The 18,298-nt window shown below is 64.5% G+C and carries 21 protein-coding genes; 11 read left to right on the forward strand and 10 right to left on the reverse strand.

Annotated elements, in window-relative coordinates; all coding sequences use genetic code 11:
• Positions 1–34 precede the first annotated feature (34 nt).
• Positions 35–253 carry a hypothetical protein gene (locus K0P03_RS19880; RefSeq protein WP_272790508.1) on the forward strand — a complete coding sequence of 73 codons (219 nt, stop codon included), beginning with the start codon at positions 35–37 and terminating at the stop codon, positions 251–253.
• A 124-nt stretch (positions 254–377) separates the two neighbouring features.
• On the opposite strand, the gene K0P03_RS19885 is transcribed toward K0P03_RS19880, so the two are convergent.
• From K0P03_RS19885 to dnaN, 6 genes are all read right to left on the reverse strand, one after another.
• A complete protein-coding gene (locus K0P03_RS19885) occupies positions 378–1,358 on the reverse strand; it encodes a complex I NDUFA9 subunit family protein (protein ID WP_272790412.1) in 981 nt (326 codons plus the stop codon).
• Between the two features lie 120 nt (positions 1,359–1,478).
• Positions 1,479–1,766 carry a DUF1330 domain-containing protein gene (locus K0P03_RS19890; protein ID WP_023512752.1) on the reverse strand — a complete coding sequence of 96 codons (288 nt, stop codon included), beginning with the start codon at positions 1,764–1,766 and terminating at the stop codon, positions 1,479–1,481.
• A gap of 21 nt (positions 1,767–1,787) precedes the next feature.
• Positions 1,788–2,486, reverse strand: a complete 699-nt coding sequence (pyrF, locus tag K0P03_RS19895; RefSeq protein ID WP_165909379.1) for an orotidine-5'-phosphate decarboxylase — start codon at positions 2,484–2,486, stop codon at positions 1,788–1,790.
• A gap of 2 nt (positions 2,487–2,488) precedes the next feature.
• On the reverse strand, positions 2,489–3,070 hold the full coding sequence (locus K0P03_RS19900; RefSeq protein ID WP_130517818.1) for a histidine phosphatase family protein: 582 nt from the start codon (positions 3,068–3,070) through the stop codon (positions 2,489–2,491).
• A 9-nt stretch (positions 3,071–3,079) separates the two neighbouring features.
• A complete protein-coding gene (gene pmtA / locus K0P03_RS19905; protein ID WP_037405986.1) occupies positions 3,080–3,682 on the reverse strand; it encodes a phospholipid N-methyltransferase PmtA in 603 nt (200 codons plus the stop codon).
• A 213-nt stretch (positions 3,683–3,895) separates the two neighbouring features.
• Positions 3,896–5,014: a DNA polymerase III subunit beta gene (dnaN, locus tag K0P03_RS19910; RefSeq protein WP_130517816.1), complete on the reverse strand. Its 1,119-nt coding sequence runs from the start codon at positions 5,012–5,014 to the stop codon at positions 3,896–3,898.
• A 235-nt stretch (positions 5,015–5,249) separates the two neighbouring features.
• Here dnaN and rsmI point away from each other — a divergent pair, with 235 nt between their 5' ends.
• The 9 genes from rsmI (at position 5,250) to K0P03_RS19955 (ending at position 14,774) form a co-directional block, all read left to right on the forward strand.
• On the forward strand, positions 5,250–6,176 hold the full coding sequence (rsmI, locus tag K0P03_RS19915) for a 16S rRNA (cytidine(1402)-2'-O)-methyltransferase (protein WP_130517814.1): 927 nt from the start codon (positions 5,250–5,252) through the stop codon (positions 6,174–6,176).
• Entirely contained in the window at positions 6,166–6,534 is a 369-nt protein-coding gene (locus K0P03_RS19920; protein WP_050742677.1) for a YraN family protein, read from the forward strand. The genes rsmI and K0P03_RS19920 overlap by 11 nt, the downstream gene beginning before the upstream one ends.
• A 103-nt stretch (positions 6,535–6,637) precedes the next feature.
• A complete protein-coding gene (locus K0P03_RS19925) occupies positions 6,638–7,936 on the forward strand; it encodes an extracellular solute-binding protein (protein ID WP_050742676.1) in 1,299 nt (432 codons plus the stop codon).
• A 170-nt stretch (positions 7,937–8,106) separates the two neighbouring features.
• The gene (locus tag K0P03_RS19930; protein ID WP_050742675.1) at positions 8,107–8,988 is read left to right on the forward strand and encodes an ABC transporter permease subunit; all 882 of its coding nucleotides are present in this window, start codon (positions 8,107–8,109) and stop codon (positions 8,986–8,988) included.
• 13 nt (positions 8,989–9,001) lie between these two features.
• A complete protein-coding gene (gene ugpE / locus K0P03_RS19935; RefSeq protein WP_023514973.1) occupies positions 9,002–9,844 on the forward strand; it encodes a sn-glycerol-3-phosphate ABC transporter permease UgpE in 843 nt (280 codons plus the stop codon).
• A gap of 12 nt (positions 9,845–9,856) precedes the next feature.
• The gene (locus K0P03_RS19940) at positions 9,857–10,972 is read left to right on the forward strand and encodes a sn-glycerol-3-phosphate import ATP-binding protein UgpC (RefSeq protein ID WP_272790414.1); all 1,116 of its coding nucleotides are present in this window, start codon (positions 9,857–9,859) and stop codon (positions 10,970–10,972) included.
• Positions 10,969–11,961, forward strand: coding sequence for an endonuclease/exonuclease/phosphatase family protein (locus tag K0P03_RS19945; protein WP_272790415.1), 993 nt, complete (start codon positions 10,969–10,971; stop codon positions 11,959–11,961). The genes K0P03_RS19940 and K0P03_RS19945 overlap by 4 nt, the downstream gene beginning before the upstream one ends.
• A gap of 72 nt (positions 11,962–12,033) precedes the next feature.
• Positions 12,034–12,978: a glutathione synthase gene (gene gshB, locus K0P03_RS19950; RefSeq protein ID WP_023511937.1), complete on the forward strand. Its 945-nt coding sequence runs from the start codon at positions 12,034–12,036 to the stop codon at positions 12,976–12,978.
• A 263-nt stretch (positions 12,979–13,241) separates the two neighbouring features.
• The gene (locus K0P03_RS19955; RefSeq protein ID WP_272790416.1) at positions 13,242–14,774 is read left to right on the forward strand and encodes a YifB family Mg chelatase-like AAA ATPase; all 1,533 of its coding nucleotides are present in this window, start codon (positions 13,242–13,244) and stop codon (positions 14,772–14,774) included.
• A 91-nt stretch (positions 14,775–14,865) separates the two neighbouring features.
• Here K0P03_RS19955 and K0P03_RS19960 read toward each other — a convergent pair whose 3' ends face one another.
• From K0P03_RS19960 to K0P03_RS19975, 4 genes are all read right to left on the reverse strand, one after another.
• Complete coding sequence (locus tag K0P03_RS19960; RefSeq protein ID WP_272790417.1) at positions 14,866–15,063, reverse strand: hypothetical protein; 198 nt, start codon at positions 15,061–15,063, stop codon at positions 14,866–14,868.
• Positions 15,064–15,178: 115 nt separating this feature from the next.
• Positions 15,179–15,577 carry a VOC family protein gene (locus K0P03_RS19965; RefSeq protein WP_272790418.1) on the reverse strand — a complete coding sequence of 133 codons (399 nt, stop codon included), beginning with the start codon at positions 15,575–15,577 and terminating at the stop codon, positions 15,179–15,181.
• Positions 15,578–15,638: 61 nt separating this feature from the next.
• Entirely contained in the window at positions 15,639–16,607 is a 969-nt protein-coding gene (cysK, locus tag K0P03_RS19970; protein ID WP_272790419.1) for a cysteine synthase A, read from the reverse strand.
• A gap of 130 nt (positions 16,608–16,737) precedes the next feature.
• Positions 16,738–17,355: a LysE family translocator gene (locus K0P03_RS19975; RefSeq protein ID WP_050742668.1), complete on the reverse strand. Its 618-nt coding sequence runs from the start codon at positions 17,353–17,355 to the stop codon at positions 16,738–16,740.
• A gap of 206 nt (positions 17,356–17,561) precedes the next feature.
• On the opposite strand from K0P03_RS19975, the gene K0P03_RS19980 reads away from it, so the two are divergent.
• Positions 17,562–18,194 carry a LysE family translocator gene (locus K0P03_RS19980; protein ID WP_272790420.1) on the forward strand — a complete coding sequence of 211 codons (633 nt, stop codon included), beginning with the start codon at positions 17,562–17,564 and terminating at the stop codon, positions 18,192–18,194.
• Positions 18,195–18,298 lie beyond the last annotated feature (104 nt).

The raw sequence follows: 18,298 nt of genomic DNA on the forward strand, positions 1-18,298 counted from the left end.
GGGATCGACGCCGTAGGCCGGCGAACAGCCATGCTTGCCGGCGGAGACCGTCGACGGCGCGGCAAAGGATCCGGCCACGATGATCAGAGCCGAAAATCCGAAGAAGATTGCAATTGCCTTGCCCATTGCGCCGAAAGCCTCTCAAAGTCCTGAAAATACGCCGCAGAACTGTCATCAGTACGACGCGACGGGGGCGGTGTTTATTCGCTGGTCCGAAGACAATCAATATCGCGACATGCTGAATCGCGCGTAAATGCCGCAGCGATTTTTTTTACCGCTGCATAAGTGCAACAGCCAGCCCAAAGCGCTTTCACAAAACGCGACCGGCCGCCGCGGGAAAGCCCCTGCGGCGGCCGGTTTCGTTCACGAAAAATGGCTCAGGCCGTACGGTCGATCCGCGTGAACTGGCCCTGCGGGCGGTAGCGCACGAGGTAGCTCGGCAGGATCGCTTCGACAAGAATGGGCTCGATGCCGATCGCTTCCAGCGTGCGGCCTTCATTGCGGGCCGCATCCGAGACGATGTTGTCGGACCGCAGCAGCGTCACCTGGTCGGCCGTCAGCGGCGGCTTGATGAAGGGCACCAGCGACGCGACGGAGCCCATCAGCGAGGCGATGCCGAAGGGCAGCGAGACGAGCGGGTTCTTGCGGTCGACGATGCGCAGCATCAGTTCAAGACACTGGCGGAAGGTCAGCACTTCCGGGCCACCGAGTTCGTAGACGCGGCCGCGCTCGATCGTGCCGTCCACCGAGCGGGCGACGGCTTCCGCCACGTCGGCGACATAGACCGGCTGGAATTTCGTATGGCCGCCGCCGATCAGCGGCAGGACGGGTGCATAGCGCGCCATGGTGGCGAACTTGTTGAAGAAGCCGTCTTCCGGGCCAAAGACGATGGAGGGGCGCAGGATGACGGCGTCGGGAACCGTGCGCAGAACCGCCGCTTCGCCGCGGGCCTTGGTGCGGGCATAGGACGAGCCGGAAGCCTCGTCGGCGCCGATCGCGGAAATGTGCGTCAGCTTGGCGCCGATGGCGCGGGTCGCCTCGGCGACGGCGCGGGCGCCAAAATCCTGCACGGCGTCAAAGTTGTTGCGGCCGCTCTCAAAGAGGATGCCGACGCAGTTGATGACGTGGTCGGAGCCTTCGACGGCGCGATCGACCGACTGGCGATAGCGCAGGTTCGCCTGCACGAAGGAGATCTGGCCGACGCCGCCGATAGGCTGGAGGAAGCCGGCGAGATCCGGCCGGCGCACGGCGACGCGGATGCGGTAGCCGCGACGCGCCAGCGCGCGCACCACATGACGTCCGACGAAGCCCGAGCCGCCGAAAACGGTGACGAGCGGCGGAAGGTTGGACAAGGTCATGAGGCTGCTCCTGAAGAACATTGTAGGTAGGTAGCGCCTACATAGCCCAAACCGTTCGCAAGGTGAAGCGCGGCGAAGCGTCTCTAGCGCCGGGTTTTTCCGCGGTCTGGATCGGTCGGCTCAAAAGCCTTCGACAACCACCATTTCCGCATCCGCCACTTCCTGGCGGATGGCCGCGGCGATCTGGTATTCCGGCGAATTGTAACAGTCGACGGCCGCCTGCAGGGAGGGGAACTCGATGATCACGTTGCGCGCACGCACGCGACCTTCCAGCCGTTCGAAGGCGCCGCCGCGGGCAATGAAATTCGCGCCGTACTTTTCGAAGGCCGGCTTGGCGGCGGCAACGTAGTCCTTGTAGCGCTCGGTGTCGCGCACGTCGACCTGTGCGATCCAGTAGCCCTTGGGCATGTCTCTCTCCCTCTTTGGTGTTTATGCTGTGAGCGCGCCGTCCATTTCGGCAAGGATTGCCTTGGCTGAGGCGAGCGGATCGACCGCGTTGACGATCGGACGGGCGACGACGAGATGGCTGGAGCCGGCCTTCAGCGCATCGGAAGGCGTCATGACGCGCTTCTGGTCGCCCAGATCGGCCCCCGCCGGGCGGATGCCGGGCGTGACGATCGCCATGTCCGGGCCGACGATCTTGCGCACGGCTTTGGACTCTTCCGCAGAACAGACAATGCCGCCCATGCCGGCGATACGGGCCTGTTCGGCGCGGCGCAGCACCAGCGTATGCGGATCGTATTCATAGCCGGCATCGATGACATCCTTGGCGTCCATCGAGGTCAGCACCGTGACGCCGAGGAGGCAGAGGTCGGAACCCTTCGCCGCGGAAACGGCGGCAGCCATAGCCTTCGGATAGGCGTGCAACGTCAGCATGGACATGCCCATCTTCACGATGTTCTCGACGCCCTTGGCCACCGTGTTGTCGATGTCGAGCAGCTTCATGTCGAGGAAGACCTTCTTGCCGTCCTTGGCGAGGTCGCGGGCGAATTCCAGGCCGCCGGCGAAGACGAGCTGGTAGCCGATCTTGTAGAACAGGGTGGTGCTGCCGAGTGTCCGGACCACCTTTTCCGCCTCCGCGATGGTCGGAACATCGAGGCCAACGATCAGGCGGTCGCGCGCGGACATGGTCAAAACCCTTTCCAAGATTCCATTGGCGTCCACTCGCATGCGACGGCCCGGTCCGCAAGCCGGAATGCGAAAAGATTGCCGCCGCCTGCCGGCTGGTCGCCATCCCGGCGGATGGGCGTGCCTTTGAGGTGGCATTTCAGCAGCGTGCCGACGCCGCCATGGCCGACAAAGGCGATGGGAACGTTCTGATCATGCCCAGCCAGCGCACGCTCGATGGCGCCAACGATGCGCGCCTGCGCATCCACCGCGCGCTCCCAGCCGCGAAAACTCGTCTCTGGATGGGCGAAGAACGCGTCTGCCGCCGCTTCGAAGGCATCGGGCGCGAGGTAGCCTGTGGCGGAACGGTCGTTCTCGCCCATGGCGTGGTCGGTCTCGATGGCAAGGCGGCCGCCGGCAAGAATCTCCGCCGTCTCGATCGCCTTGCGCTCGCCGCTTGCCACGAAGCGGCCGATCTGTCGCGCCCAGCCGGCGGAGGCTGCGAGCAGCGCTCGCTCGCGGCCGCGCTCGGACAAGCCCCAGTCGGGCACCGGCACGGCCGGGTCGATGGCGACCTGCGGATGGGTGATGTAGAGCGCGAACATTGCCGCCCCTCAATGGGTGCGGCGGTAGGTCCAGAGTTGCGCCGGCGGAATGTTGCGCACGACGAAATCGAGATGGGTGATCTGGTAGCGATCCGGCATGGCGACGACGGGAGAAAGCGGGCCGTAGGAGATCTGCACGACGGGCCGTCCGGCCGGAATGCGGGAGAGCAGGTCCTCGATCAGCGACACGCGCTTGTGCATCGGGAAATTGAGCAGCGGCACGGCGGAGACGACGCTGTCGAAGGTGGCATCGCGGAGGTCGCCAAGCGTCTTGTCGAGGTCGAAGGCATCGCCGTTGATGAAATTGACGCCGTCGAAACGGGCGACAAGGTGGTTGTAGAAATCCGTGGAGAATTCGACCGAGGTCAGCTTTTCCGGCGCAAGGCCGGTCTCGAGGATCGCCTTGGTGATGACGCCGGTGCCCGGACCGAGCTCCAGTACGGGAAGGCCGGAAGCGGGATTGACGACGCTCGCCATACGGCGCGCGGTGATCGAGGAGGTGGGGATGATCGAGCCGACGGCCCGCGTATTGCTCATCCAGCCCTTGAAGAAGCGGATCTCGTCGTCGAATTTCTTGCCGAGCCGTTCCTTGACCTTCACACGCAACGTCATGCCATCCCCCTTCATGGTACGCTTCCGGCCGGCGGCAGGCTTCATTCCCGTCCGCTTCGTTCGGCCATGCCAAATATGTGACGCGGTTTGCGTCAAAAACAAGTCTGATTGCGCCGCCGCCCGCAAGTTTCCCCTGCCGGCGAAAGCACTTCCTAAAAAAGAACCCGCCGGCGAGCCGGCGGGTTCCAGAACAGTTTCCCCAATACGGGAGGCCTATACGCGCATCGGCATGAGCACGTAGAGCGCGTCGTCACCGGCGAGATCGCGCACCAGCGTCGGCGAACCGGGATCGGCCAGCATGAACACGGCTTCCGTGCCGGAAAGCTGCGACGTGATATCGAGAAGGTATTTTGCGTTGAAGCCGATTTCGAGCGGATCGTTGTCATACCCGACCGGCAGTTCTTCCGTCGCGCTGCCCGAATCCGGGTTGTTGACGGTCAGCGTCAGCTGGCCCTCGCCAAGCGCCAGCTTGACGGCGCGGCCGCGCTCGGAAGAGATGGTGGAGACGCGGTCGACGGCCTGGGCGAAGGACTGGCAGTCGATCTTCAGCTCCTTGTCGTTGTTGGTCGGGATCACGCGCTGGTAATCCGGGAAGGTGCCGTCGATCAGCTTGGAGGTCAAAACGATCGAGCCGATGGTGAAGCGGATCTTCGCGTCCGAGACCTCGACGGTCACGGTCAGCTCCGGGTTGTCGACCAGCTTCTGCAGTTCCCCGACCGTCTTGCGCGGGATGATGATGCCGGGCATGCCCTCGGAACCCGAGGGCGCTTCCACGTCGGCGCGGGCAAGGCGGTGGCCGTCGGTGGCGACGGCGCGCAGCTTGAGCTGGCCGTTGCTTTCGATCGTGTGGATGAAGATGCCGTTGAGGTAGTAGCGGGTCTCCTCCGTCGAGATCGCGAACTGGGTGCGATCGATCAACATCTTGAGGTCCGTCGCCTTCAGGCGGAACGTGTGCGAGAAGCTGCCGGCGGTGAGATCCGGGAAATCGGACTGTGGCAGGCACTGCAGCGAGAATTTCGAACGGCCCGAGGTGACCGTCATCGAGGAACCGTCGGTGCTGGTGGCGAGCAGCACTTCCGAACCGTCCGAGAGCTTGCGCACGATGTCGTACAGCAGGTGTGCGGGAACGGTCGTCGCGCCGGCCTGCTCGATCTGGGCAGGCGTCGCTTCGGTGATTTCGAGGTCGAGGTCGGTCGCTTTCATGTCGAGGCTCGCGCCGTCCGCACGCAGCAGCACGTTCGAGAGGATCGGGATCGTGTTGCGCCGTTCGACCACGCGATGGACGTGGTTCAGCGACTTCAGAAGATTGGACCGCTCGAGAGTAATGCGCATGGAACTGTACCGCTTTCGACCGCTAGCACGCCGGAAGGCCGGCGCGGCATTGCCTTGAAATCCCGGCGGGTGCCGGACGATGTGGACGGGCAAAATGGCAGAAACATGCGGAACTTTGCAAGTGCTAACGGCAGAGGACACAGGATAGTCAACGCCCGGACCTTGCGAGGGCCTGCCCGCTCGCCCATAAGGATGAGGACAGGCGGCCGTCCAGCGGCTGGAAAGGCGACGGGCGATGCGGGATGACGATGCGGCAAACGGCGGTGGCGGAGGCGCGAAGACCTTTCGCCTGCACAATGCCGTGATACCCGCCCGGCCGCTGGAGCCGGCGCTTTATCTCGTCGCGACGCCGATCGGCAACCTCTCCGATATCACGCTGCGGGCGCTCGAGACCCTGGCGGGCGCTGATGTGCTGGCCTGTGAGGACACCCGCGTCACCCGCGTCCTGCTCGACCGCTACGGTATTGTAAACCGGCCCTACGCCTATCACGAGCACAATGCAGACGAGGCGGGTCCGCGCCTCATCGCCGCGCTGGAGCAAGGCAAATCCGTTGCTCTCGTCTCCGATGCCGGCACGCCGCTTGTTTCCGATCCCGGATACCGGCTGGCATTGCTCGCCATTGCTGCGGGCCACCGTGTCGTGCCCATTCCCGGCGCCTCCGCCCCGCTTGCTGCGCTCGTCGGCTCGGGCCTCTCCAACGAGGCCTTCTTCTTTGCCGGCTTCCTGCCGTCCAAGGACAAGGCGCGGCGGGATCGTCTGGCCGAGCTTGCCGGCGTGCCGGCGACGTTGCTGTTCTTCGAATCCCCGCATCGCATCGCCGCGACGGTGGCGGCGGCGGCCGAGGTGCTCGGGGAGGAGCGGGCGGCCTGCGTCTGTCGTGAACTGACCAAGACCTTCGAGGAGTTTCGCCGCGGAACGCTCGGCGAGCTTTCGGTATTTTACGGCGACGGCCACACCGTCAAGGGCGAGATCGTCTTCGTCATCGGCCCGCCCGGTGAGGCCGCCGCACCGGAGGCGGAGGATGTCGACCGGTTGCTTGCCGCGCTCGTCAGGGACATGCCGGCCGGCAAGGCGGCGACCGAGGCCGCGCGGCAGACCGGCCTGCCGCGGCGCGATCTCTACCAGCGCCTCATCGACCTGAAGGGCGGCGATGGGCAATAGGCCGGCGGATCCGGGCCGGCTGAAGGCCTTTCGCCGCGGGCACGTCTCAGAATACATCGCCGCGCTCTACCTTGTCGCCAGGGGTTTTCGCATCCGTGCGATCCGCTACCGCACGAAGCTCGGCGAAATCGACATCATCGCGCGACGGGGCGATCTGGTCGTCTGTGTCGAGGTGAAGGCCCGCCGTGATGTCGACAGCGCTGTCTTTGCCGTCACAGGAACCGCGCAGCGGCGCATCCGTGCGGCAAGCGAAATCTGGTTGTCGCAGCAACCTGACGGCCACCGCCTTTCCCTCAGATATGACATCGTCGCCGTACGCCCCTGGCGGCTTCCCCGGCATCTGCCGGATGCGTTTTGATCAAAAGGAAAATGTAACGAAACTGACACGAAACCGTAACGCGCCCGTCACGGTGGCCCCTTAGTGCACCCCTCACACCAAATCCGGTGAAGAGGAGCAACCCATGTTCAAGCCGCTTTCCCTCGCAGGTTTCGCACTCGCGTTTTCCGCCTCGGCGTCGATGGCCGCCACCAACATCACCTGGTGGCACGGCATGGCCGGTCGCAACGGCGAAGTCATCAATGAAGTCGCCAAGAAGTTCAACGAGGCCCAGTCGGCCTGCGCGCTGACGCCGGTTTCGAAGGGCACCTATGAGGAAGCGCTCGCTTCCGGCATCGCCGCCTTCCGCTCGGGCGAGCAGCCGAACATCCTGCAGGTCTTCGACGCCGGCGCGGCGACGATCATCAACGCTCCGAACGCCGTCATCCCGGCCGAAGACCTGATCACCGGCGCCGGCCACAAGTTCGACCGCGAAGCCTTCATCGAGGGCGTGCGCTATTTCTACGCTGCGCCGGATGGCAAGTTCGTCGGCATGCCGTTCAACTCTTCAGCGCCGATCATGTACGTGAACACCGAAGCCCTGGAAAAGGTCGGTGTGGAAGCGCCGAAGACCTGGGAAGAGTTCGAGGCGATCGCGCCGAAGCTGAAGGAGGCCGGCTACCTGCCGCTCGTCCAGTCGCAGCTGACCTGGCAGTTCACCGAAAACTTCTTCTCGCGCCACAACATCCAGTTCGCAACGAACAACAACGGCTACGACTCGGTCGTTGACACCAAGATCAACATGACGGACCCGAACCTCGTCATGATGTTCACCAAGCTGAAGTCCTGGGCCGACGAGGGTTACTTCGGCTACTACGGCGCCGGCTGGAACGACAACCAGAAGCTCTTCGAAGAGGGCAAGGCCGCCTTCTGGATCGGTTCTTCGGGTTCCTTCGGTGGCCTGACGAAGACCGCGCAGAAGCCGTTCACCGCGACCTTCCTGCCCTATTGGCAGAGCGTCGAGGGCGCCGGCACCAACTCCTTCATCGGCGGTGCTGCGCTGTTTGCCATGTCTGGCAAGTCGGACGAAGAGAACAAGTGCACGGCCGATTTCTTCCAGTTCCTGACCTCGCCGGAAGTGCAGAAGTTCTACCACCAGGCCACCGGCTACGTCGCCATCACCAAGGCGGCCTACGAGCTGGCGAAGTCCGAAGGCTACTATGAAAAGACCCCGGTCGCCGAAGTCGGCATCAAGCAGCTCATGCTGCCCTCGGGCGACTGGTCGAAGGGCTACCGCCTCGGCTTCTACCCGCAGATCCGCGAGATCATGGAGCGTGAATACGGTCGTATCTTCGCCGGCGAAACGTCGGTCGAAGACGCCCTGAAGACGATCGAGACCGAGGCGAACGACCTGCTCGCCCGCTTTGCCAAGACCGCCGGCTGATAGGTTCAGCTCCGGCCGGCCCCTCATCCGGCCTGCCGGCCACCTTCTCCCCGCAGGCGGGGAGAAGGGACCAAGCCGCGGCGTTTCCTCCCCCTCTCCCCGCTTGGCTAGGGAGAGGGTTGGGGTGAGGGGCAGTCGCCCGCCGCCTCCGCTCTTTCAAAGGCCACGACATGAAGCGCGTCCAGTTCTCGTCGCCCTACCTGCCCTATCTCTTTATCGCGCCGCAGATGGCGATCATCTTCGTCTTCTTCTACTGGCCGTCCGTCCAGGCGATCCAGTCGTCCTTCTATCTCGAGGATCCCTTCGGCTTCGGTTCTACCTTCGTCGGCCTGGCGAACTATTCGGATGCGCTCGGTTCCCCGCAGTACCAGTCGATCGCCCGCTTCACCGTGGTCTTCACCGCGCTCGTCACCTTCCTGTCGCTCGGGATCGGCATGCTGCTCGCCGTCAAGGCGGATGCGGTGCTGAAGGGAAGCGCGACCTACAAGACGCTGCTGATCTGGGTCTACGCCATCGCCCCGCCGGTCGCGGGCCTGATGGGCATGATGTTCTTCGACCAGCATATCGGCCCTCTGGTGAAATTCGCCGCCCTTTTCGGCTGGGACATGAAGGTCGGCCTCAATTACAACGATACCGCCATTGCCATGATCATCGTGTCGGTGTGGAAGCAGATCCCCTACAATTTCATCTTCATCCTCTCGGGGCTCCAGAGCATTCCGGCCTCCGTGCGCGAGGCGGCCGCCATCGACTGCCGCTCCGGCGTCCGGCGCTTCTGGACGATGACGCTGCCGCTGCTCGCGCCCACTGCCTTCTTCCTGCTCATCATCAACATGACCTACGCCCTCTTCGACACCTTCGGCGTCATCGACGTGATGGTGAAGGACAAGGCCGCCAACAACCCGATCACGCTGGTCTACAAGGTTTACATGGACGGCTTCCGCGGCAACGACCTCGGCGGTTCCTCCGCCCAGTCCGTCATCCTGATGATCGTCGTCTTCGTGCTCACCATCTTCCAGTTCCGCTTCATCGAGCGGCGCGTGCACTACAATTGAGAGGCCGCCCGCCATGAACCGTACCCGTCTGTTCGATCATCTCATCCTCATGCTCGGCGTCTTCGTCATGGTCGCGCCCGTGGTGGTCGCCTTCATGACCTCGACGCACGATGCCGCCGACATCCACAGGAACGGCCTCTCCATCACCTGGGGCGGCAATTTCACCGAGACCTACAACACCGTTTTGACGCGCGAAGGCGGCTTTACCGGCGAGATCACCGGTGCGCGCATGATCTGGAATTCGCTGATCCTTGGTGTCGGTTTCGCCGCGGGCAAGATCATTCTGTCCATGCTCGCCGCCTATGCCATCGTCTATTTCCGCTTCAGGCTCGGCACGCTGTTCTTCTGGATGATCTTCACGACGCTGCTGCTGCCGCTCGAAGTGCGCATCGTCCCCTCCTACGAGGTGATGAACAAGCTCTCGCTCACCAACACCTATACCGGTCTCATCGTGCCGCTCCTGGCATCGGCCACCGGTACCTTCTTCTTCCGCCAGTTCTTCAAGTCCGTGCCGGAGGAACTGCTGGAGGCCGCGCGCATCGACGGCGCCGGGCCGATAAAGTTCTTCATCGACGTGCTGGTGCCGCTCTCGCGCACCATGATCGCCGCCATCTTCATCATCATGTTCGTCTATGGCTGGAACCAGTATCTCTGGCCGACGCTGATGACCACGGACGAGCGCTTCTTCACGCTGGTGCGTGGCATCAAGCAGATCCTGCTCGTCTGGGTCGGCTCCAACATTCCCGATTACAACGAGGCCTTTGCGCTGGCGATCCTCGCCATGCTGCCGCCGGTCATGATCGTGCTGATCTTCCAGCGGTGGTTCATCAAGGGCCTCACCGAAAGCGACAAATAGGAGGGTCGTCCCATGGCATCGATCGGTATCAAGGGCGTGTCCAAGATCTACAATGGCGGCGTGACCGCCGTCAGCTCCGTCTCGATCGACATTGCCGACGGCGAGTTCATCGTGCTCGTCGGTCCCTCCGGCTGCGGAAAGTCGACGCTTTTGCGCATGGTCGCGGGGCTGGAGACGATCAGCGAGGGTGAGGTGACGATCGGCTCACGCGTCGTCAACGATGTCGATCCGGCCGACCGCGACATTGCCATGGTCTTTCAGAACTATGCGCTCTACCCGCATATGACGGTCTACGAAAACCTTGCCTACGGCCTCAAGAACCGCCGCACGCCGAAGGCCGAGATCGACGCGCGCGTGGCGGAAGCCGCCCGCATGCTCGAACTCCAGCCCTATCTGGAACGAAAGCCCCGCGCGCTCTCCGGCGGCCAGCGCCAGCGCGTCGCCATGGGCCGCGCCATCGTGCGCAAACCCTCCGCCTTCCTCTTCGACGAGCCGCTCTCCAACCTCGACGCGAAACTGCGCGTCTCCATGCGCGGCGAGATCAAGCGCCTGCAACGCCGCGTCGGCACGACCTCCATCTACGTCACTCACGACCAGCTCGAAGCCATGACGCTGGCAGACCGACTGGTCGTGCTCTCCGGCGGCAGGATCGAGCAGATCGGTCGTCCGCTCGACGTCTATCATCGCCCGGCGACAACCTTCGTCGCCAGCTTCATTGGTTCGCCGGCTATGAATCTCGTTTCCGGCGAAATCCATGGCAACAAACTCGCCCTCGGCCCGGCCCTCATCGACCTCGGCGCCACGGTCCCGGCACAGGGCACTGTGACCGTCGGCCTGCGTGCCGAGGATCTGCGTCTCCATCCGGGCGGGGAGGGCAGCCTGCCTTTCCGGATCGATTATGTCGAGGAACTGGGCGCCCAGCGTCTTGTTCATGGTTTCGTCGGCGACCAGCCGCTCGTCGCCGCGGTCTCCTCGGAAAATCTGCTGCCGGAAACCGCGTCGCTCTCCATCGCACCCTGCCGGCTGCATTTTTTCGACAGTGCCAGCGGTCGGCGGATCGACTGGTCGGGCGAGGAGCGGTCGGAAACCCATGCCGCCGGCATCCCGGCGCTGGAGCCCGCGTCATGATCCGCACGGTCGTCGACAGGTTGACCGCTCCCACTCCGGCGGAGCGTGCGGCGATAGCCGATCTCGAAAAGTCCATACCGGCGCACGATGCCCGGATGGCGGAGCTTGCCTGCATGAACGCCGTGGAGAAAGGCGGCCGTGCCGAGCGCGCCGAACCGTTGCCCTTTCCCTTCACCGTCGCCGCGTGGAACCTCGAGCGTTGCCTCTTTCCGCTCGAAAGCGCCGAGCATCTCGGCGCGACCGGTGCCGAGATCGTGCTGCTCTCCGAAATGGACGATGGCATGGCCCGCACGCGCCAGCGTCACACCACGGCCGAGGTCGCCGGCGATCTCGGCATGGCCTATCTCTACGGCGTCGAATTCATCGAACTCGGCCTCGGCTCCGACACGGAGCTGGAATTCTGCAAGGATCCGTTCAATCGCCGCGGTCTGCACGGCAACGGCCTCATGGCCACCGTGCCGCTGCACCAGCCTTTCCTGCTGCGGCTGGAAGGAGAACGCCTGTGGTTCATGGGCGAGGTCGACCAGCCGCGTCTTGGTGAGCGCATGGCGATCGGCGCTGTCGTCAACACGGAGGCCGGCCCACTCGTCCTTGCCTCCACGCATTTCGAAAGCGCTACGACGGCCGCCTATCGCGAGCGCCAGATGATCGGCCTGATCGACGCGCTCGACGCCGCTTTCCCCGGCCATCCCGTCCTCATCGGCGGCGACCTCAACACGGGCAACCACGCCGACGGCGATTTCGAGGCCGAGGGGCTTTTTGCCCGCGCGGCTGAACGGGGCTTCATTCGCCATGGCGGCCCGCTGGACGGGATGACGACACGCCCGAGCCTCATCACGCGCTGGCCCGAGCGGGCGATGAAGCTCGACTGGTTTCTTGCACGCGGCCTCGCCGTCTCGCAGACGCAGATCGTCTCCTCGCTCTGCCCCTCCGGACGCCCGCTTTCCGACCACGACCTCATCACCTGCCAAATCGATGGCTTCGCCTGACCCCGTGCGAGGCCCGTTGCCATCGCGCCGCCCGCACCCTAAATGTGTCGGGCATTCCTGAGGGGACTTTCCATGGCAAAGATCAAGAACGTCGCGGTCCAGATGGACCATGTGTCGACCATCAACATCGCCGGCGATTCCACGTTCGCCATGAGCCTTGAGGCGCAGAACCGCGGCTACAGGCTTTTTCACTATACGCCAGACCGTCTGAGCCTGCGCGACGGCAAGGTCTACGCCACCGCCGAGCCGATGGAATTGCGCGACGTCAAGGGCGACCACTATACGCTCGGTGACCCCGAGCGCATCGACCTCTCGACGATGGATGTGGTGCTGCTGCGCCAGGACCCGCCCTTCGACATGTCCTACATCACCTCGACGCATCTCCTGGAGCGCATCCACCCGAAGACGCTGGTCGTCAACGACCCGGCCTGGGTGCGCAACTCGCCGGAAAAGATCTTCGTCACCGAATTCGCCGACCTCATGCCGGCAACGCTCATCACCCGCGATCCCGCCGAAATCCGCCGTTTCCGTGAAGAGATGGGCGACATGATCCTGAAGCCGCTCTATGGCAATGGCGGCGCCGGCGTCTTCCATTCTACCAAGGACGACCGCAATCTCTCCTCGCTGCTCGAGATGTTCGGCCAGATGTTCCGCGAACCCTTCATCGCCCAGCAGTACCTGCCGGACGTACGCAAGGGCGACAAGCGCATCCTGCTCGTCGATGGCGAGCCGGTCGGTGCCATCAACCGCGTGCCTGCCGAACACGACGCCCGCTCCAACATGCATGCCGGCGGCCGGCCGGAGCCGACGGAGCTGACGGCGCGCGAAAAGGAGATTTGCGCCCGGATCGGCCCGGCGCTGCGCGAGCGCGGCTTCCTCTTCGTCGGCATCGACGTCATCGGCGACTATATGACAGAGATCAACGTGACCTCTCCGACAGGCATCCGGGAGGTGCGGAAGTTCGGCGGCGCAGACATCTCCGCCCTGCTTTGGGACGCCATCGAGAGCAAGCGCTGAGCCGCTTGCCACCCGCGGCAAGGACCGTTGCGGGGCGTTCCGTTTGCGAACGTCCCGCCTTCGTTCCGTCCTTGCAACCGAGTACAACCAGTGCGCGGAAAATTCCCTCGCAAGTTCTATAATTGTTCTTGTTTCATTCCGGATTCCATGCCAGATTTGCGCCTGCAACCAGAAGGGGTTGCGGCAATCGTTTTCGGCGAAAACGTGTCGCGGTGCCTTGCGCGAAATGAAGCGCGGCGCGGCGGGAGCGGGCGGGGGCAATCATGGTGGCGCGGGTCGGTACGATTGCATTTCAGGGCATCGAGGGTGTGCCCGTCGATGTGCAGGTCATGGTCGCACCCGGCAAGGTGGGCATGCAGATCGTCGGCCTGCCGGACAAGGCGGTTGCCGAAAGCCGCGAGCGGGTGCAGGCCGCCCTGCACGCGTCGGGCCTCTCGTTGCCGCCGAAGCGCGTGACGGTCAATCTCGCTCCGGCGGATCTGCCGAAGGAAGGCAGCCACTACGACCTTTCCATCGCGCTCGGCCTCATGATGGCGCTCGGTGCCGTGCCGGGGGATGCGCTGGAGGACTACGTCGTCATCGGCGAGCTGAACCTCGATGGCACGATCGCCGCGGTCGCCGGAGCGCTGCCGGCGGCCATGGGGGCGAATGCGCTCGGCAAGGGATTGATCTGCCCCGCGGAAAACGGTGCGGAAGCCGCCTGGGCCGGCGGCGATCTCGACATCCTGGCGCCGCGCAGCCTCATTGCACTCGCCAACCATTTCAAGGGCACGCAGGTCCTGTCCCGGCCGGCGCCCGCCATCCGTACGGCAGCGGCGGGCCTGCCGGATCTTGCCGATATCCGTGGGCAGGAGAGTGCCAAGCGGGCGCTGGAGGTCGCGGCGGCGGGAAACCACAACCTCTTGATGGTCGGCCCGCCGGGCTCGGGAAAATCCATGCTCGCCGCGCGCCTTGCCGCCATCCTGCCGCCGCTCTCGCCGCGCGAGCTGCTGGAGGTCTCGATGATCCATTCCATCGCCGGCCAGCTTTCCGGCGGTCGGCTGTCGGATCGTCGGCCCTTTCGTGCACCGCACCATTCCGCCACCATGGCCGCGCTGGTCGGCGGCGGATCGCGGGCAAGGCCCGGCGAGGTGTCGCTCGCCCATAATGGTGTGCTCTTCCTCGACGAACTGCCGGAATTCTCGCCGCAGGCGCTCGATGCCCTGCGCCAGCCGCTCGAAACGGGGGAGTGCATCATTGCCCGGGCAAACCATCGGGTGAGCTACCCTGCCGCCATGCAGCTCGTCGCGGCGATGAACCCCTGCCGCTGTGGCATGGCGGGTGAACCCGGCCGCAGCTGCGCCCGCGGTCCGCGCTGCATGAGCGACTATCAGGCCCGCATTTCCGGTCCGCTGATGGACCGTATCGACATCCGCATCGACGTGCCGGCCGTTTCGGCGACGGACCTCATCCGCCCCATGGCTGCCGAGGCCAGCGAGACCGTCGCCCGCCGCGTTGCCCGTGCCCGCGTCCTGCAGGTCGATCGTTTTGCCCGGCTCGGCATGGCCTCCGTCACCAGCAATGCGCGTGCTTCGACCGCGCTCGTCGAAAAGGTGGCGGAGCCCGATCCCGGTGGCCTCCAGCTCTTGCGCGATGCCGCGGAAAAGATGCATTTTTCCGCGCGTGGCTATCACCGCATCCTCAAGGTCGCCCGCACGCTCGCCGATCTCGATGAAACGCCCATCGTCGGGCGTATTCACCTTGCGGAGGCAATCTCCTACCGCATTGCGAGCGAACGGCTTTCCGCGGCGGCGTGATCCTGGAGCATTTCCAGCCGAAGCGGGATCGTTTCGGCGGCGGGCAATGCGGAAGAAACAAGGAGATAGAGCATTTCCGGTGAACACGGATTTACCGGAAATGCTCCAGCGATGTGGGTGCACCGCAAAACCAAAGCCCCACCAGCCGAAGCGAAATCGCTTCGGTGCCGGATGGTGTTGAGAACGAGTTATGCAGCCACTCCGGTGAGCCGGATTTCATCGGGATTGTTCTGACGGACGCGTAGACCTCCCGGTCGCCGGTGCCATTCGTCGCGCCGTTGCTGATCAAGTGCCTCCCGCCTTGGAGTCCGGGGATTGTGTCGCTGCCCGAGCCGTCCTTGATGTGGAGAGGATCGTGCCAGGTTGATCGGTGGCGGGCGAACGGTACGCCTGCCGATAGAGGCTTAAACCGGGTCTTTGAAGACGGCTTCGATAGCGTGCCCGTCGGGATCGATCACGAAGGCCGCATAGTAGGCCGGACCGTAGTGGAGCCGAAGGCCGGGCGGGCCGTTGTCGCGTCCGCCGGCGGAAAGGGCGGCCTGATGGAAGGCGTGCACCGCGCTGCGGCTCGGTGCGGCGAAAGCGACGTGAAAGCCCGGTCCCGGCGGGGCGGCGACCATGCCGCGGTCCTTCAGGCAGAGCTTGTCGCCACTGCCCGGCGGCCCGTAGCCGACGGCCTGATCCGGTTCGCCGGGGCGGATATCCGACCACACCCGCCCGTAGCCGAGCGGCGCCAGGGCCGCGTCGTAGAACGCGGCTGCGCGGAGAATGTCGCGAACGCCGAGGGAGAGATGGTGGAGCATGAAGTGCCCGCCGGGAAATGGTGGCGGCCCGCCTTGCGCATGGCGCGACGGGCCGGGAGCCTCAGCCGCCGAGACCTTCGAAGAGCGCGGTGGAAAGGTAGCGCTCGGCAAAGGAGGAGATGATGACGACGATGGTCTTGCCGGCGTTTTCCGGGCGGCTGCCGACCTTGACGGCGGCGGTGAGCGCTGCGCCGGAGGAGATGCCGACCGGTACGCCTTCCAGCCGTGCCACGAGGCGGGCATTTTCGAAGGCCTCGTCGTTCGTGACGGTCACGACCTCGTCATAGACGGACGTATCAAGGACCGCCGGCGCGAAACCGGCGCCGATGCCCTGGATCTTGTGCGGGCCGGGAGCGCCGCCGGACAGGACCGGGCTGTCGGCCGGCTCGACGGCGACGACCTTGAAACCGGGCTTCCTTGCCTTCAGCACCTGGCCGGCGCCGGTGATCGTGCCGCCCGTGCCGATGCCGGAAACGAGGATATCGACCGCGCCGTCCGTGTCGTTCCAGATCTCTTCGGCGGTCGTCCGGCGATGGATTTCGGGATTGGCCGGGTTCTCGAACTGCTGGGGGATGATCGCGCCGGGAATGGTGGCGGCCAGCTCCTCTGCCTTGGCAATCGCGCCCTTCATGCCCTTCGGGCCTTCGGTCAGCACAAGTTCGGCACCGAGCAGCGCCAGCATCTTGCGCCGCTCGATCGACATGGTCTCCGGCATGGTGAGAATGAGGCGGTAGCCCTTGGCGGCGGCAGCGAAGGCGAGCGCGATCCCCGTATTGCCCGAGGTCGGCTCCACCAGCGTCGAGCTGCCGGGCGTGATCCTGCCATCGGCTTCGAGCGCCTCGATCATCGCCACGCCGATACGGTCCTTTACCGAGGCGATCGGGTTGAAGAATTCGAGTTTTGCAAGAAGGGTGGCCGAAACGTCCTTTTCCTTTGCAAACTTGTCGAGCCGCACGATCGGCGTATCGCCGATCGTCTCGGTGATGGAGGCGTAGATACGGCCGCGGCCGGATTTGCGGGTGTCGGTCATCGGGTGCTCCCTCGGTTCTCGTTCCGCAGAAGATAGGAGCGAATGGTGCCGGAGACGAGTCCGGATTTCGCGACAAAAGTGCCGAAAACGGAATAATCCGTTTCCTGCCGGCGCAAAACCGGATGAACCTTCACGCCGCGCGGGTCGCGATGTAAGCGGCGGTCCCGGCGAGAATGCCGGCGGCGACCCGGTTCATCCGCTGCAGCGCCTTCGGCTGCTTCAGGAGAAGCCTCGCGCGCGAGGCAAGGGCGATATAGGGCACCAGCACGACGAGCAGCACCACGAAGGTCGCGGCAAGCAGCATGCCGTAGTCTTCGAGGCCGATCGCCTCGAGATCGATCAGCGTCGGCACCAGCGCGACATAGAAGAGCATGGTCTTCGGGTTGCCGAGCGTCACGAAGAGACCCGAGAGGAACGACATCGTCATGCTGCTCGAGGTCCGCGCCTCGATATCCTGCGGGATGAGGCCGCTCGTCCAGAGCTTCCAGGCGATATAGCCGAGATAGAGCGCGCCTGCGATCTTGATCAGCATGAAGGTCGTGGTGAAGGTCTGGGCGATGAAGGCAAGGCCCAGGATGACCGCCGTCAGATAGATCATGTCGCCGAGGATGAGGCCGAGCCCCATGAAGAAAGTGGGCCGGAACCCCGAGCCGAGCGCCCGCGCGACGATCGCCGTGATGCCGGGACCGGGAATGATGGCAGCGATGAACAAGGCGCCACAATAAGCAAGCAGGACAGCGACGGTCATGACGGAACTCCGAAGGATCCTGTTCTTCTAGCGCACTTCCAGCCCGGGAGCGAAGCGGTTTTGCAGCGCTCTAGACGGAACGGAAAACCGGACTTTGGAAAACTGCGCTGCACACCTTTCACGCCTCCATGGCGTCTGGGGAGATGGGCACTTGCTGCAGGCTGGAAACGCGCGATATGTCTTGTTCCCGCCATGGAGGATCGTGGATGCCCGACGTCACCAGCCTTGCCGCCTTCGCCCTCATCGCGCTCGGCATGGTGCTGACGCCGGGCCCGAACATGATCTATCTCATCTCCCGCTCGATCTGTCAGGGGCCGGCAGCCGGTCTCGTCTCGCTTGGCGGCGTGGCGCTCGGTTTCGTGTTCTACCTCATCTCCGCAGCCCTTGGCATCACCGCGCTTCTGATGGCGGTGCCCTATGCCTATGATGCGCTGCGGTTTGCCGGCGCGCTCTATCTGGCCTGGCTTGCCTGGCAAGCGCTACGTCCTGGCGGGCGCTCTGCCTTCGAGGTGAAGGCACTGCCGCGAGACAGCAACCGCAAGCTTTTTCTCATGGGCCTTTTGACAAACCTGCTGAACCCGAAGGTCGCGGTGCTCTATCTCTCGCTGCTGCCGCAGTTCATCGACCCGGCGAAGGGCGATGTCTTCCTGCAGGCACTGGTCCTCGGCGGCACGCAGGTCGCCATCAGCATCAGCGTCAATGCACTGATCGCTGTTTCCGCCGGCTCCGTTGCTGCCCTTTTCACGACTCGTCCGCGCTGGATGCTGGTGCAGCGCTGGCTCATGGGCACCGTGCTCGCGGGGTTTGCGCTGCGCATGGCGATGGATGCGCGCCGCTGATCAGAACTCGGCCATCGGCGGCAGCGCGAAAGGTTGCTCCGGCGAAAGCCCATCCGACCCGCGCAGCATGAGCACCATGTCGTTTCGTCCGGTAGACCCGCGCC

The sequence above is a fragment of the Shinella sp. HY16 genome (genome assembly GCF_028534175.1).
Taxonomy (GTDB): domain Bacteria; phylum Pseudomonadota; class Alphaproteobacteria; order Rhizobiales; family Rhizobiaceae; genus Shinella.